General features: G+C 70.0%; 8 protein-coding genes. 2 read left to right on the top strand and 6 right to left on the bottom strand.

Annotated elements, in window-relative coordinates:
- Nucleotide 1 precedes the first annotated feature (1 nt).
- Together bcsZ and FHT32_RS17525 are read left to right on the top strand one after the other, a co-directional pair.
- On the top strand, nt 2-1207 hold the full coding sequence (bcsZ, locus tag FHT32_RS17530) for a cellulose synthase complex periplasmic endoglucanase BcsZ (protein WP_176665880.1): 1206 nt from the start codon (nt 2-4) through the stop codon (nt 1205-1207).
- Nucleotides 1183-5613, top strand: coding sequence for a cellulose synthase subunit BcsC-related outer membrane protein (locus FHT32_RS17525; RefSeq protein WP_176665879.1), 4431 nt, complete (start codon nt 1183-1185; stop codon nt 5611-5613). Before bcsZ ends, FHT32_RS17525 begins: the two co-directional genes overlap by 25 nt.
- Nucleotides 5614-5659: 46 nt before the next feature.
- Here the strand turns inward: FHT32_RS17525 and FHT32_RS17520 are convergent, their stop codons facing one another.
- From FHT32_RS17520 to FHT32_RS17495, 6 genes are all read right to left on the bottom strand, one after another.
- Nucleotides 5660-6541 carry an OmpA family protein gene (locus tag FHT32_RS17520; protein ID WP_256099034.1) on the bottom strand — a complete coding sequence of 294 codons (882 nt, stop codon included), beginning with the start codon at nt 6539-6541 and terminating at the stop codon, nt 5660-5662.
- 37 nt (nt 6542-6578) lie between these two features.
- Nucleotides 6579-10799, bottom strand: a complete 4221-nt coding sequence (locus FHT32_RS17515; RefSeq protein WP_176665877.1) for an ESPR-type extended signal peptide-containing protein — start codon at nt 10797-10799, stop codon at nt 6579-6581.
- Between the two features lie 761 nt (nt 10800-11560).
- Nucleotides 11561-12691 (bottom strand): FAD-dependent monooxygenase, encoded by a 1131-nt coding sequence (locus FHT32_RS17510; protein WP_176665876.1) that lies wholly within the window; start codon nt 12689-12691, stop codon nt 11561-11563.
- Between the two features lie 22 nt (nt 12692-12713).
- Nucleotides 12714-13811, bottom strand: coding sequence for an ABC transporter substrate-binding protein (locus FHT32_RS17505; RefSeq protein WP_176665875.1), 1098 nt, complete (start codon nt 13809-13811; stop codon nt 12714-12716).
- A gap of 61 nt (nt 13812-13872) precedes the next feature.
- The gene (locus FHT32_RS17500) at nt 13873-14766 is read right to left on the bottom strand and encodes an ABC transporter permease (protein WP_176665874.1); all 894 of its coding nucleotides are present in this window, start codon (nt 14764-14766) and stop codon (nt 13873-13875) included.
- Between the two features lie 27 nt (nt 14767-14793).
- Nucleotides 14794-15606: an ABC transporter ATP-binding protein gene (locus FHT32_RS17495; protein ID WP_176665873.1), complete on the bottom strand. Its 813-nt coding sequence runs from the start codon at nt 15604-15606 to the stop codon at nt 14794-14796.
- Between the last annotated feature and the right edge of the window lie 11 nt (nt 15607-15617).

Raw genomic sequence — 15617 nt, 5'->3', positions numbered from 1 at the left:
CATGCGACGACTGCCGACCCCATCCGCCACCCGGCGCGCCCTGCTCGGCGCGGCCGGGCTCGCGCTGGCGCTGCCGAAGCTCGCGGCCGCGCAGCCCCAGGAGCCGGCGCCCGCCACCTGCCACCCGGCCACCGACTGGGCCGCCTTCGCGGCGCGCCACGTCCAGGCCGACGGCCGGGTGATCGACTTCAACACGCCGCAGCAGCAGTCGACCTCCGAAGGCCAGTCCTACGGCATGTTCTTCGCGCTGGTGCACAACGACCGCGCCGCCTTCGCGCGCATCCTGGCCTGGACCGAGGCCAACCTCGCGGGCGGCAGCCTCGCGAAGAAGCTGCCCGCCTGGCAATGGGGCCGCAAGCCCGAAGGCGGCTGGGGCGTGCTCGACGCCAATGCCGCGTCGGACGCCGACCTCTGGATCGCCTATGCGCTGATGGAAGGCGGCCGGCTGTGGAACGACGCCGGCTACCGCACGCTCGGCCGCAGCCTGCTCGCGCTGGTGGTGCGAGACGAGGTGGTGGCGCTGCCCGGCCTGGGCCGCATGCTGCTGCCCTGGCCCAAGTCGGTGGCCAGCGGCCCGCAATGGCGGCTCAACCCCAGCTACATGCCGCTGCAGCTGCTGCGCTACTTCCAGCAGGCCGACCCCACGGGGCCCTGGGGCGAAGTCACCGACAACACGCTGCGCATGTTCGGCGCGGTCACGCCCAAGGGCTTCGTGCCCGACTGGTGCGCATGGTCCTCGGACGAGCGCGCCTTCGTGGCCGACCCGCAGAAGGGGCCCACCGGCAGCTACGACGCCATCCGCAACTACCTCTGGGCGGGCATGCTTTCCGACAAGGACCCGGCGCGCAAGATGCTGCTGCTGAACCTGCGCGGCCCGGGCCAGCTGCTGGCCGAGCGACAGCCCCTGCCCGAATACGTCGACACCGCCAGCGGCGCCGGGCGGGGCATGGCGCCGCTCGGCTTCGCGGGCGCGATGCTGCCCTACCTCAAGGCGGTGGGCGCCGCCGACGCGCTGGCGACCCAGGTCGCGCGCGTGCCCGGTGGCCGCGCCGCGCCGGCCGCGCCCGGCACGCCGCCCTTGCCCTACTACGAACAATGCCTGCTCCTTTTCGGTCAGGCCTGGCTCGACGGCCGATACGAATTCGGCCGCAACGGCCAGCTGCAACCCTCATGGAGAACGCTATGCCGTCCCAATCGACCGGCCTGAGATCGACCGGCTTGAGATCGACCGGCCTGAAGCCGGGGCGCCGCCTTTCACGTTCTTCCGGCACCTCCGCCGCGCGGCCCTTCGCGCTGTCGGCCCCGTCGCGGCAATGGATGGCCTGCTTCGGCATGCTCGCGGCGCTGGGCGCCGCCGCGCCCGGACCCGCGCAGGCGCAGGTCGACGCCGGCGCGGCGCTGGCCGAGCAGGGCAGCTACTGGCAGGCCCAGGGCCGCGCCGAGCTCGCCGAGGAAAGCTGGAAGAAGCTGCTGAGCATCCAGCCCCAGTCGACCGACGCGATGTACGGCATGGCGCAGGTCGAACTGTCGCGCGGCAACACCGAGGCGGCGCGCGGCTGGATCGCGCGGCTGCGCAGCGCGAGCCCCAACGACGCCCGGCTGGCGCGCCTGCAGCAGCAGGCGCAGCAGCCCGGCGGCCAGCAGAGCACGCTGCAGCGCGCCCGCGCCGCCGCGCGCGCCGGTCGCGCCGCCGAGGCGGTGGAGCTGTACCGCAGCCAGTTCGACAACCGCCCGCCGCCCGAGGCGCTCGCGCTGGAGTACTACCAGGTGCTGGCCAGCACGCCGCAAGGCGCCGACGAAGGCCGCCGCGGCCTCGAGCAGCTGGTGAAGGAGCACCCGGACAACGCGAACTACCGGCTCGCGCTCGCGCAGCAGAAGACCTACAGCGAGTCCACGCGCCGCGCCGGCATCCGCGAGCTGGTCGATCTGGCGAAGCAGCCCGCCGTGGCCACCGCCGCGCGCGCCGCATGGCGCCAGGCGCTGATCTGGCTCGACGCGCGGCAGCCCGACGCCGCGCTCTACCAGGAGTACCTGGGCAGCAACCAGAACGACGCCGCCGTGGCCGCGCGGCTGGAGACGCTGACCAAGGCGAAGACGGCCGCCGCGAACGCGCCCGGCGTGCCCGTGGGCGAAGGCTTCCAGGCCCTCGACCGCGGCGACCCGGGCACGGCCGAGCAGCGCTTCCAGCAGGCCTTGCGCACAAAGCCGGACGACAGCGAGGCCCTGGGCGGCCTGGGCCTCGTGCGGCTGCGCCAGGAACGCTTTGCCGAGGCGCAGGAGCTGCTGGAGCGCGCGGCGCGCGGCGGTGGCAGCAAGTGGAATTCGGCGCTGCAGAGCGCCACCTACTGGACGCTGGTGGGCCAGGCCCGCGCCGCGCAGGCGAAGAACGACGCGCGTGGTGCGCAGTCGCTCTACGAGCGCGCCGTGCGCATCGACCCGCGCGAGGCCGTGGGCCAGAACGCGCTGGCCGACCTGCGCCTGGCCGCCGGCGACTACGCCCAGGCCGAGCAGGGCTACAAGCGCGTGCTCGAGAGCAAGCCCCAGAACACGCAGGCGCTCAACGGCCTGATCTCGCTGTACGGCCAGACGGGCCGCGCCGACGAGGCGCTGGCGCTGTCGCGCCGCCTCACGCCCGAACAGGCCACGCAGCTCGGCGGCCTGCGCAACCTGCAGGTCGACCAGGCCCGCAACCGCGCCCGCCAGCAGGCGGACGCCGGCGACGCGGCCGGCGCACAGCGCACGCTCGAGGACGCGATGCTCGCGGCGCCCGACAGCCCGTGGGTGCGCCTGGACCTGGCCAACATCTATCGCAGGCAGGGGCTGGTGTCCGAGGCGCGCGGCGTGATGGAAGGGCTTTTGATGTCGCAGCCCGACATGCCCGACGCGCTCTACGCCAGCGCCCTGCTCGCCTCCGAGACGGGCGACGCCGCCGCCGGCATCCAGTACCTCGAGCGCATTCCCGCGGGCTCGCGCACGCGCGACATGGCGGCGCTGCAACGCCGCCTGTGGGCGCAGTCGCAGGCCGCGCGCGCTCTTGCGCTGGCGCGCCAGGGCCAGGCGGACGCCGCGCGCGGCGTGCTCGCGCAGACCGAGGCCACGCTAGGCGCCGACATGCCGGCCGAGCTGTGGGGCCAGCTCGCGGGCGCCTATGCCGAGATCGGCGACGCGCCGCGCGCCCTTGCCATGAGCCGCCAGCTGCTGGCGCGCACGCCGGTGCCGGGCATCGGCGACCGGCTGCTCTATGCGTCGGTGCTGCTCAAGACGAAGCAGGACATCGAGCTGTCGGCCGTGCTGCGCCAGCTCGCAGGCACCAGCATGACGGCCGCCCAGCGCAGCGACTTCGACAGCCTGCGCATCGCCTTCGCGCTGCGCCAGACCGATGCGCTGCGCGAAACCGGCAACCTCGAGGCCGCCTACAACGCGATGGCACCAGTGCTCGCCGAGCGGCCGGAGGATCCGCAGGCGCTGGCCGCGCTGGCGCGCCTGTACTCGGCGGCCCGCGACGAAGGACAGGCGCTGGCGCTGTACCAGCGCATCCTGCAGCGCAGCCCGACCGACCTCGACACCCTGCTCGCCGCCGCGGCCAGCGCCAGCGCGCAGCGCGAGCACAGCCAGGCCGAGAACTACGTGATGGCCGCGCTGAAGCAGGCGCCCGACCAGTCGCGCGTGCTGGCCGCCGCAGGGCGCGTCTACCGCAACGCGGGCGAGAGCCGCAAGGCCGAGCAGTACCTGCGCGCGGCGCTGGACGCCGAGCGGCAGGTCGCTTCCGGCGGCTTCGCGCCGGGCGGCGTGCCGATGCAGCAGATGCCGCCCGCCAATCCATTCGCCGGCATGACCGGCGGCGCGCCGGGCACGGCCGTGCCCACCGGTGGCGTGCCGGCCGGCGGCAACCCGTTCGCGCAGGCGCGGATGCAGCCGGTGGTCTATCCGGCGGCAGTGACTGCAGCGGCGGGGGCCTATCCGGCTGCATCGCCATACCCGGCGGCGCAGCAGCCATACCCGGGCTACCCGGTCGCGGCCGCGCCGGTCTCGCTGCCGTGGGATTCCGCCGCACCGGCGGCTTCGGGCGCGAAGGGCCGCCAGTCGAGCGCGAAGGCATCGACACGCACGGCGCGCAACAACCCGAACAACGGCAACAACGTGCCGCAGGCCTCGGCCTATGTCGCGCCGTCGATGCAGCCCATGCCGCAGTACCCGGTGCCGGGCAGCCGGCAGGTCGCGCCGGTCTACATCCCGCAGGCGCAAGCCTCCGCCGCGCCCGCGGGCTATCCGGCCTATCCGCAGTCCTATCCCCAGGCCAATGCCGCCTACGCGCAGGCCAACGCGGCGCGACCCGAGCCGAGCTGGAACGCGCCGCTGCGCAGCGCGCCCGCGAGCACGCTGGCCTCGGAGGTGCAGGAGCTCGAGTCGCAGCGCGCGGTGAGCCTCACCGCGGGCACGGTCTACCGCAACCGCGCGGGCGAGGCCGGCCTGAGCCGGCTCTCCGACTTCCAGCTGCCGGTGCAGGCGCGCTTCCCGGTCGGCGAGGGCAAGATCGTCGTGGGCGTGACGCCCACGGTGCTCGATGCCGGCACGCCCGCGAGCGACTACTCGACCGGCAGCCGCTTCGGCGGAGGCCCGGCCGCGGCCCTCGGCGCGTTGCGCAACGGCAGCTCGGCCGGCCAGCAGAACGCGTCGGGCGTGGGCCTGAACGTGGGCTACGAGGGCAAGAACATCGATGCCGGCATCGGCACCACGCCGCTGGGCTTTCCCACCACCAACGTGGTCGGCAACGTGACCTTCAAGGGCGGCTTCGGCGACTCCTGGAACTACAAGGCCGACATCTCCCGCCGCGCCGTGACCGACAGCGTGCTGTCGTTCGCCGGCGCGAAGGACGAGCGCACCAACGAGCGCTGGGGCGGCGTGGTCGCCACCGGCGTGCGCGGCGACATCGGCTACGACGACGGCACCTACGGCGTGTACAGCTACCTGGCCGCGCACGGCATCACCGGCAGGAACGTGCAGAGCAACTCGCGCGTGGAGACCGGCGGCGGCGCCTACCTGCACCTGCTGAACAACCCGAACTCCAAGCTCACGCTGGGCATGAACATCGGGCTGATGGGCTACCAGAAGAACCTGAGCTACTACACCTTCGGGCAGGGCGGCTACTTCAGTCCGCAGAGCTTCGTGAGCGTGGCCTTCCCGGTCGACTGGAGCGGGCGCAGCGACCGGCTCTCGTGGCGCGTGAACGCCTCGCTGGGCGTGCAGTCGTTCAACCAGAAGGCGTCGCCCTACTTCCCGACGGACCCGTCGCGCAACGCCGCGGCCTCGAACGCGGCCTACCAGGCGCTGGCGCTGGGCCTGAGCAGCTCGAACTACAACAACATGTACGCCAGCAGCTCCAAGACCGGCCTCGCCTACAACCTGGCCGCGGTGATGGAGTACCAGCTGGCGCCGAAGATGTTCCTGGGCGGCTCGCTGGGCTTCAACAACGCGCAGAACTACCGGCAGTTCACCGGCAGCGTCTACCTGCGCTACGTGTTCGGCGGCTCAAGCAGCATCGGCGTGCCCGCGTACGACGGCGGCGGCACCACGCTGAGGCCGATGACCTCGCCCTACACGCCGCTGCTCTGACGGACGGCCGGACGGACGTGCGGGGCGGCGGCCTTCGGGCTTTCGTTTAGCGCCCCGCGAACACCTCGATCTCGACGCGGCGGTTCGGGGCGAGGCAGTCGATGAGCGCCGCCCGCGACGCCTGCCGCGCGCACTGCACCTTCGGCTCCGACGCGCCCCTGCCCTGGACCTGGACCTTGCGCGCCGGCACGCCGGCCTGCACCAGGTAGTCGCGCACGGTGCCGGCGCGGGCCAGCGAGAGCGCCTGGTTGTAGGCGTCGCTGCCGAGCCGGTCGGTGTGGCCCGTGACCCTGACGGCTTCCACCGATGCGCCGCTGCCGATGCCGGCGGCCAGCGCATCGAGCTTGCGGCGGCCCTCGGGCAGCAGGTCGGCCAGCGTGCGGCCGTCGAAGCGGAACAGGCCGTCGGCGCCGAGCGTCGTCCTGGCCGCCGGGGCCGCCACGGGTGCGACGGCGACGGCAGGCGCGGCCGCCGCCGGCAATGGCCTGAGCAGGTCGGCGCAGCCCGGCCCCTTCCAGTACATGCCGTTGGTCAGCACGTCCGCGTTGAAGCGGACCATGTACTGGCAGGTGAGGTACTCCGGGCCGGCGCCCGTGCGGAAGTGGAAGATGTAGTTCCACTCGCGCACGCCGCCCAGCCCTTCGCTGAAGTGCGGAAAGCCCAGCAGCTCGCGCACCTGGTCCTTGCCCATGCCGGTGCGCATGGCGCGCAGGGCATCGAGGCTCGGGAAGGCGCCTTGCTGCCACCTGGCAGAGCCGGGCGCGGGGAACTCGTCGTCCTTCGGCGGCGCCGGGTTTTCCGAGGCGGCGCGGGCCTGCATCTCGGGCGTGACGGTGTAGCTCGGGCTGGCGCAGCCGCCGGCCAGCAGCGCGGCCATGGCGAGCGCGGAAATGGTCGAAAGGGCTCTGGCGCGAAGAAGCTTGTTCATGATGGGGTTCGTCCGGTTCATCTGTGTCGCCTTCCCTTCAGTTGAAGACCCATTCCGCGCCGACGGTGGCACCCACGCCGGCACGGCTGGTGGCCACGCCGCCGGTGATGCTCCAGGCGTTGTTCTCCGCGGTGCGCCGGAAGCTGATGCCCACCGCGTTCTGGCCCTTGAAGGAGCCCGCGCCGATGCGCATGACCGTCTTGCCCGGCACGTAGCTGCCCGGCATCTGAAGCGCCATCGCCGCCGCCACGCCGGCGTAGGCGTTCTTCTCGACGCCGTCGAGGCGGTCGCCCAGGGCGTTGATGCGGTTGTTCAGGCCGGCGCTGGTCGCGTTGAGCTGGTTGACGTTGACGGCGTCGGTGCCCGCCACGCCCGGCGCCACGTTGTGCACCGTGACCGGGCCCGTGGCGTTGCTGCCGCCCATGGTCACGCTGTTGTAGTTGGTCGTGCCGTCGGGGTTGGTGTCGTACTTGACCGTGGACTGGTCGATCACCGCCACCTGGCCCTGCACGCCGCGCAGCTGAGACACGTTGACCGCGTCGCTGTCGGCCGTGCCCGCGGCCACGCCGGTGATCTGGCGGAACTGGCCGCTGGCGGCATTGCCCACCGACACCGCCGCCAGCGTGCTGGTGGTCGCGCCGATGGCGACGCGCTGCGCGTCGGTCGCGGTGGGCGGCACGTAGCCCGCCACGCCTGCGGCCGTCGAAGCCACCGATCCCGCGCCCAGCGCCACGCCGCCGGCCTGCGTCACGCTGGTGCCCGCGCCCAGCGCGACGCCCTGCACCGCCGCGGCGGACGACTGCGTGCCCAGCGCGATCGAATCGGCCAGGTGCGAAGTCGAGCCCTGGCCGATCGCGATGCCGCCCGGCGCGCTCTGCTGCACCACCGCGCCGTTGCCGATGCCGACGCCGTTGTTGCCATTGACCACCGTCTGCGGGCCGACCGCCACCGACTCCGTGCCGATGGCCAGCGAGTCCGCCGCCGTGGAGTTGGCGTGGAAGTACTGGATCGGCGTGACCGCGAAGGACTGCAGCGCCCCGCTGAGCTGCCGCACCGTGACCGCGTCCTGCGCCTGCGTGCCGTCGGCGACGTTGGTGATCTGGCGGTAGGTGGTGGCGCTGCCAACGGAGAGTGCGCCCAGCAGCGTGCGGTCTGTCGTGTTGAACGGGATCAGGGAACTGCCTGCGGGGATGTTGCCGGTGCTGCCTGCGATCGCGCGGTCGGAGATGGAACCAGAGCCGAGTGCGACCCCGCCGTCGACGGTCGAGCTCGCATCCTTGCCGGAGGCGATGGCGTCGGCACCTGTCGCGCCGTTGTTGTTTTCGTTGCCGCCGCCGGTGGAGTTGACGCTGTAGTACCTGATCTTGTTGGCGGTGACGGTGGTGCTCAGGTTTTCGATCGACTGGTTGGTGAAGAACAGCTGTGAGCCGTTGACAGCGTCGGTCGACGAGCCCGAGAGTCTGCCGGCCGCCACGTTGGTGATCGTGCGTTCGCCGCCGACGGAACCGACGCTGACCGTGCTCGTCGGCGTGGTGCCGGCGAAGTTGTAGGTCGTGCCGTTGATCACCGTGCTGGCCGTGCCGACGGCAGCAGCCGTGGTGGACCCGGAGCCCAGCGCCACGGCGCCGGCGTTGCTGGCCACGGCGTTCGGCCCGATGGCGACGGAATCCGTCGCGAGCGCCTGCGAGTCGGGCTGGGTCGAGTTCGCGTGGAAATACTTGATGCCCGCACCAGCGTTGATGTTGGTGATGTCGTTCGTGTTCTTCGTGACCTGCAGGTTCGTGGCGTTCAGCTGCGAGCCGTTGACGGCATCGGTCGAGGTGTCGGAGAGCCGGCCTGCGGCCACGTTGGTGATGGTGCGCTCAGCGCCGACGGCACCGACGCTGACCGTGCTCGTCGGCGTGGTGCCGGCGAAGTTGTAGGTCGTGCCACCGATCACCGTGCTGGCAGTGCCGACGGCCACGTCAGTCACCGAGCCTGAGCCCAGCGCCACGGCGCCGGCGTTGTTGGCCACTGCGTTCGGGCCGATGGCGACAGATTCCGCTCCGACCGCCTGCGAGTCGGGCTGGGTCGAATTGGCGTGGAAGTACTTGATGCCCCCGCCGGCATTGATGTTGGTGATGTCGGCCGTGTTCTTCGTGACCTGCAGGTTCGTGGCGTTCAGCTGCGAGCCGTTGATGGCATCGGTCGAGGTGTCGGAAATCCGGCCGGCAGCCACGTTGGTGATCGTGCGCTCGGCGCCCACACTGCCCACGCTCACGGTGCTCGTCGGCGTGGTGCCTTTGAAGTTGTAGACCGTGCCGCCGATGGTCGCGCTGGGCGTTCCCACCGCCGTAGCGGTGACAGAGCCGGAGCCCAGCGCGACGTCGCCCGCATTGGCCGTCGCGGTTGCCGCATCGCCAACAGCCACGCTGCCCGCCTTGCCGACGGCACCGGCGGTGGAGCCATTGCCCAATGCCACCGATCCTTGGCCGATGGCCTTGTTGCCATTGCCGATGGCGACCGCACCATTGGCCTGGTTGGCGGCGGTGGCCGAGGCCGTGCCGTCGCTGTTGGCGATGTTGTCTGCGCCGCCGACGAACGCGCCGGTGCCGCTCGCAAAGCTCGGGTCGCCGATGGCCACGGCGCCATCGCCGTAGGCAGTGTTGCCGGAGCCGATCGAGACGGCCTTACCGCCAGTGGCGGTGGCGTTGGTGCCGATTGAAACCGCTTGGGCCGAATCCGCCCGGGCGTTGCTGCCGACGGCGATGGTGTTCAGCGCCGAGGCGCTGGACAGACGGCCCACTGCGATCGCCTCCGTCTGGGTCGCGGACGACTCTCCGCCGATGGCGATGGCATTGGTTCCCGCTGCATTGGCGCCTGCGGTCGCGTTGCCGCCCACCGCCACGGAACCGGTGCCGGCGGCGCGCACGGCGGTCGCGGCGGTGGTCCCGCCCGAGCCGAGCGCGGTGGCGTTGTCGGCACCCGCGTTGGTCCGCGTACCGATCGAAAGCGCGTCGACGCCGGTCGCGTGATTTGCGATGCCCACCGCGACTGCGCGCGTCTGGGACGCCTCGACATCGGTGCCCACTGCGATGGCGGCCTCGGCCGTGGCGCCCGTTCCCACCACTGTGCGCGCGCCCAGATTGATGGAGTTGATCTGGGAGGCGACCGCCTGGAAGCCGATCGCGATGGCGTTGCGGCCGCCAGCGCTGGCGCTGCTGCCTTGCGCGACGGCATCCAGTGCCGAAGCGCTTGCCTGGGTACCGATGGCAATCGCGTTGCCCACGCTCGCTTTGGCGTTCAGGCCGATCGACGTCGTCGCGTTGCTCGCGACACCGATGCCGGCGTTGGTACCGATGGCGATGTTGTCGTTGCCGCTTACCAGGTTACCAGCCGAGGCCTTCAAGGTGGCGTCGTAGGCAACGGTGCTGTCGCCTGCGCCGAGGGCGATGTTGCGCGTTCCCGTGACGCCCGACCCCGCGCCCCGCATCACGCTCGCAATGCCTCCGCCCATGGCGGTGTTCTGCGCGCCGGTGACCAGCGTGCCGGCGGCGATGCCCACTGCGGCCGAACCCGTGTTGGCGGCCGTCGAGCCCGCGCCCGCGCCCTGGCCGACCGCGACCGTGCTGGCTCCGCTTGCAACCGCCTGGGCTCCGAGCGCGACCGAACTGTTCCCTAGAGCTCGAGCGGCGTTCCCTACGGCCGTGGCCGCCTCGTCGGTCGCCCTTGCCGTGGAGCCGATAGCGGTCGCCGTCTGGGCGGTTGCGGCGGCTTGTACGCCAACGGCAACGGCAGCGTTGCCGCTTGCGGTCACGTCCGTACCGATTGCGATCGAACTCTCGCTCAATGCACCCGTCCCCGGAGCGGTACGAGCGCCCAGGTAAAGGGCATTCACCGCAGATGCAATGGCGCCGTAGCCTAGTGTCACGGCATTCAGGCCTGTACTGGTGGCCCCATAGCCTATGGCAGTGGCTCCGCCGGCAGTTGCTTGAGACTGCTGCCCCACGCAGGTCGCGCTGCCGCTGTAGTAGTTGTAAGGCGCCGTGGTGCAGATCGCCGACTGCGCCTGCGCGATCGAAGCCCCTCCGAGCCCGGCGACGGCCAGCAGCGCAGTCACGGCCCCCGCGCGCAGGTGCCCCGGTGAGAGCAAGGTGAGCCGGCTAGATGCCAGCGCCACGCGGCTTCCACCGCATTTGCCGCGCGCCTGGGTGTTTTCCGACGCCGCAACCCAGGCGCCAAGGGATTCGTTCCATAGAGAGCGGTAAGTCTTGTTCATCAGCTCCATCCATCCGTTTGAAAGATCTATCGAACGGTTGAAAACCATTCAGCTCCCTGCTTTTTTCTTGGAATAGCCCCAACAAATAAATCTTAAAAAGAGGATGGAATTAAGCAACTACCGATGTCTCATTTTGGAGTCATAAAGTCGAATTGAAGAACATTTTCAATTGACCATCATCACTCAATAGTAATACTAAGATACGACTGAATTAATCACTTACATCGTACTTTTTTGCCGGCTGATTCAGTTATTTTTCGTAACCATTATTTTGATATCAATGGCAATGAAAAAGTCATTTGTCTTGCTGCAGATTGCCGGTTAAACGCGCCCGCACGCGCGACGGCCGAATGCAATCGGCTTTCAAATCGAGTTTTTCTTAATGCCTTGGAATTAATTTCCGTCCGGCCACACATCAATTACCGTGATTGTCTTCGCCCACGAAACAATGACTGAAAATAATCGATGGAATGTAATTCCAACTTATTGATCGAGATCGCCAAAGCGTCACCATCGGCTCACGCGATACCCAATTGGCCGAACAATAGCCTCCGTTTCGGGTGCATACGCAAAGAGGAAAGAAGAGGATTTCCAGCATCTATTCCGGCGCGCTGCAATTCGAATTCCCCGCGCAGGCAAACTCGCCGGCTGCTTCGACGACCGCGGGGGTGAGAAGGCGACATCGCGGATCGCCGCGAGCCCGGTCTCGAGGCCGCGGTCTGCCGGCGCCCCCGCGGGGAGCGGCCGGCTCCCGGTTCAGCTCACTTCGCGAACCGGACCGCGTACTCGCGGAACATCGCGTTGCGCTCGTCGAGCGCCTGCTGCGTGGGCGGCACCATGATCGGGGCGCCTTCGCCGGCGAATGCCTGGCACTGCTCCACATAGGGCCGCAGGCGGTCGTGATAGAGCGGCGATGCCGCCTCCATGTCGCCGCCGGCCTCGGTCCAGGTGTTCGCCAGGAGTTCGGCCGACACCATCGCCAGCGTCGTCCCCATGCCCGACAGCAGCGCGGCGCAATGGCCCGCGTCGCCGATGACGGCGACGTTGCCGCGCGTCCAGCCCGGCATGCGGGTCTGGCTGACCGAATCGAAGTAGAAGCCCCTGGCGCTGGGATCGGCAAAGGCCTCGCGCATCGCGGGCACCTGCCACGCGTCGACGCGGGAGAGGAGCCGGTCGATCAGCTGGCGCTGCGCATCGAGATCGCGGTAGTCGTAGTCGATCTCGGGGCTGGCCGCGAGCATCATTCCCTGCGGGCCGTCGCCCGCATCGCGCACGGCGATCGTGAGGCCCGGCACGTTGAGCATGGCGCGGTGCCACGTCCGGCCGGCCGGAAGATCGACCAGCGCGACGTAGTGGCCGAAGTGCCGGACGTAGTCCTTCTCCGGCCCGAAGGCGAGCCTGCGCACGTTGGAGTGCAGCCCGTCGGCGCCCACGACGAGGTCGTAGCGCCCACGCCGCCCATCCGCGAAGGCGACATCCACGCCGCCCGCGCCACCCACCCCGTCGGCGATCGCCGCGATGGAAGCCTTGAAGCGGAACTCCACCCCGTCGGGGATGGCGTCCAGCAGGATCCGGTTGAGCCGGTCCCGCGTGATCTCGATGTCGTCGTCGGTCTCATTGGCGAACCAGCGCAGGTCGAGCGTCGCGACCTGCGCTCCCGTGCCGTCGAGCACCGGCGCCGGCTCGATGACGGCGACCTTCTCTTCCTCGATCCTCGCGAGGATGCCCATCCGCTGCGCGGTGGCGAGCGCGCGTCCGCGAACGTCGATGGGCGCGCCGCCGGGGCGCAGGCCGTCGGCACGCTCGACGACCGTCACCCGGTGGCCGAGGCGGGCGAACCAGTGGGCCGCCGAGAGGCCAGCCATGCTGGCGCCGGAGATGAGAACGTCCATGGCCTGCTGCTCCTTGCGCCTGTCAAAGCCTGAAATCCCTGGCCATCTGGATCACCGCCTGCTTGTCGAAGGCGTTGATGTCGTCGATCAGCTCGTTGGTGAACAGCCGGCTCGGGTCGCCGAGCTCGCTGGCCAGCTTCGGGTTCTTGCTGCTCTCGGCCGTCATCTCGATGTTGGCCTTCCACTCGGCCACCGACGACGCGCCCATGCGCTGGTCCGGATCGTCGGGCCGGCGCATCCAGCTGTTCCTGCGGTCCTTGAGGATGAAGGCAAGCTCCTTGCGCGCCTCGTCCTCGCTGCGGCCCTTGGGCCGGCTCTCGGGGTAGGTGGCCCAGTGCAGGTCGATCGCCGCGTCGAGGTTCGCGTTCGAGAAGAGCGTCGACTTCGCAATGCCCTGGAACAGCGCCACCAGCGCCTTGCGGTCGTCCTTGAGCAGCCTGCGCGGCACGCACAGCCAGCCCGAGCCCAGTTGCGCGAACTTCGGCGTGAGCGGCACGTAGCGCAGCTTCGTTCCCACCAGCTCGATGCGGGCGGCTGCCGTGTCGAAGGCCACCATCGCGTCCACGCGGTCGTTGTCGATCGCCGCACCTGCCGGCGCACCGTCGCCGATGGCGATGTACTCGCAGCCGTCGTCCTTCAACCCCAGTTCGGCCAGCATGATCTTCGTGATGACGATGCCTGTGTCGCCCTGGCTGCGCACGCCGATGCGCTTGCCCGCGAGGTCGGCGGCCGACCTGATCGGGCTGCCGGGCTTCACCACGATCGCGTTCGCATTGCGCGGCAGCCACTTGTAGACGCTCACCAGGTCGAGCGACGGGTCCTTCGCCATCGCGGGCAGCAGGATGCCCGGCACCGCCGGCCCGAAGTCGACGTGGCCGGCGCGCAGGCTCTGCAGCGCCTGCGTCATGCTCGACATGTTGACGTACTCCACGTCCACGCCCTTCGACTTGTAGAAGTTCAGCCGGGGGTGCTGGCCCGCGGTGGTGAAGCACTGCTGCGGATCGTTCACCGCCGCGGTGTTCGCCACCTTCATCACCCGCAGGCCCTGCGCCCATGCCGGCAGGCCGGCTGCAAGGCCGAGGGCGCCGATGCCCAGGCCGAAATCACGTCGCGTCAACATGGCTCGCTCCTTCTTCATGCGGAAAGAAATACGGGAATGGGGGAATGCAGGAATGCGCGGGTCAGACGTTCACCGTCCGCTGCCGCGAGGCGTCGGCCGGCATCCAGTGCAGCACGCGGCGCTGGATGCGGCGCAGCAGGTCGCTCAGCACGATGCCGATCACCGACAGCACCACGCACACCGCGAAGCTGCCGCCGGTGTCGGCCTGCGCTTCCATCTGCAGGATGAGCACGCCGAGCCCGGCCTGCGCGCCGACGAACTCGCCCACCACCGCGCCGACCACGCTGAAGGCCGCGGCCATGTTCAGCCCCGCGAAGATGTAGGGCAGCGCGCTCGGAAACTTCGCCTTGCGGAAGATCTGCCACTGCGTGGCCGAGAGCGAGCGCAGCAGGTCGATGCGGTCGGGGTCCACCGCCTTGAAGCCCGCGATGCTGGTCACCAGCACGGGGAAGAAGGTGAGCAGGCAGATGATCATCACCTTCGAGCCGATGCCGAAGCCCAGCCACACCACGATGATCGGCGCGACCGCCACCTTGGGCACGCTCTGCAGCGCGGCGACGTAGGGCTCCAGCAGCGCCTCGACCCTCGGCATCTGCGACACCACGATGCCGATCGCGAGGCCCACGCCGCTGCCGATGAGAAAGCCCAGAAGAATCTCCGCCACCGTCACGCCGCCGTGGTACCAGAAGCCGTCCTTGGCCAGGGGCCCGGTAGCGAGGCCGCGCCACAGCGCGACAGCGATGTCGCTCACCGGCGGCACCAGGTGCTGCGGCACCTTGAAGAGCCGCACGGCCCCTTCCCACGACCCGAGCAGCGCGACGAGCAGCAGGATCGACTGCACCCGCGTCGAGGCGAGCGGATTGGCGCGGCGGCGCGGCTTGGGTTTCGCGGGAGCCGGCGCACGGTCGTCGGATAGCGCAGAGGGGTCGGACTTGGCGAGCATGGCGGTGGTCATCTGATGGCCTCTTTGAATCGAACGGAATCAGTCGAACGAAGCCGCATGCGAAAAGCGCTCGCGGATCGACGCGGACGCGGCGGCGAACGAGGGATGCGACATCACGTCCATCGAGCGCGGACGCGGCAGGTCGACGGGCAGCACGCGCTCGAGCGTGCCGGGGCGCGGCGACATCACGAACACCCTGTCGCCGAGGAACACCGCCTCGGGAATCGAGTGCGTGATCAACACCACCGTCTTGCCGCTTTCCATCCAGATGCGCTGCAGCTCCAGGTTCATGCGCTCGCGCGTCATCGCGTCGAGCGCGCCGAAGGGCTCGTCCATCAGCAGGATCTTGGGGTCGTGCAGCAGCGCCCGCGCGATCGAGGCGCGCTGCTGCATGCCGCCGCTGAGCTGGCGCGGCAGCTTGTGCTCGAAGCCTTCGAGGCGAACCATCTGCAGCAGCTGCATGGCCCGCTCTCTCGCCTGCTTCGCCGGAATGCCCAGCACCTCGGCCGGCAGCATCACGTTCTCGAGGATGGTGCGCCAGGGCAGCAGGATCGAGCTCTGGAACACCACGCCCACGTCGCGCCGCGTGCCGCGGATCGGTTGGCCGTCGAGCACCACGCGGCCGATGTCGTAGTCGAGCAGGCCCGCGAGGATGCGCAGCAGCGTGCTCTTGCCGCAGCCGCTCGGCCCCACGATGGTCACGAAGCTGCCCTGCTCGATGCCGCAGTCGATGTCCTTCAGCGCGAGCACGCCTTCGCCGCCGTCGCCGAAGTGCTTGGAGAGCCCCTCGATGCGGATGTAGTCGGGGCGGCCGCGCTCGCTCGCGGCTGCGCGTTCATGGTTCGTGCTCATGGCCTGGCTCC

Source organism: Variovorax sp. SG517 (assembly GCF_013376045.1).
Classification (GTDB): Bacteria; Pseudomonadota; Gammaproteobacteria; order Burkholderiales; family Burkholderiaceae_C; genus Variovorax.
This window is presented reverse-complemented; position numbering and strand designations above follow the sequence as displayed.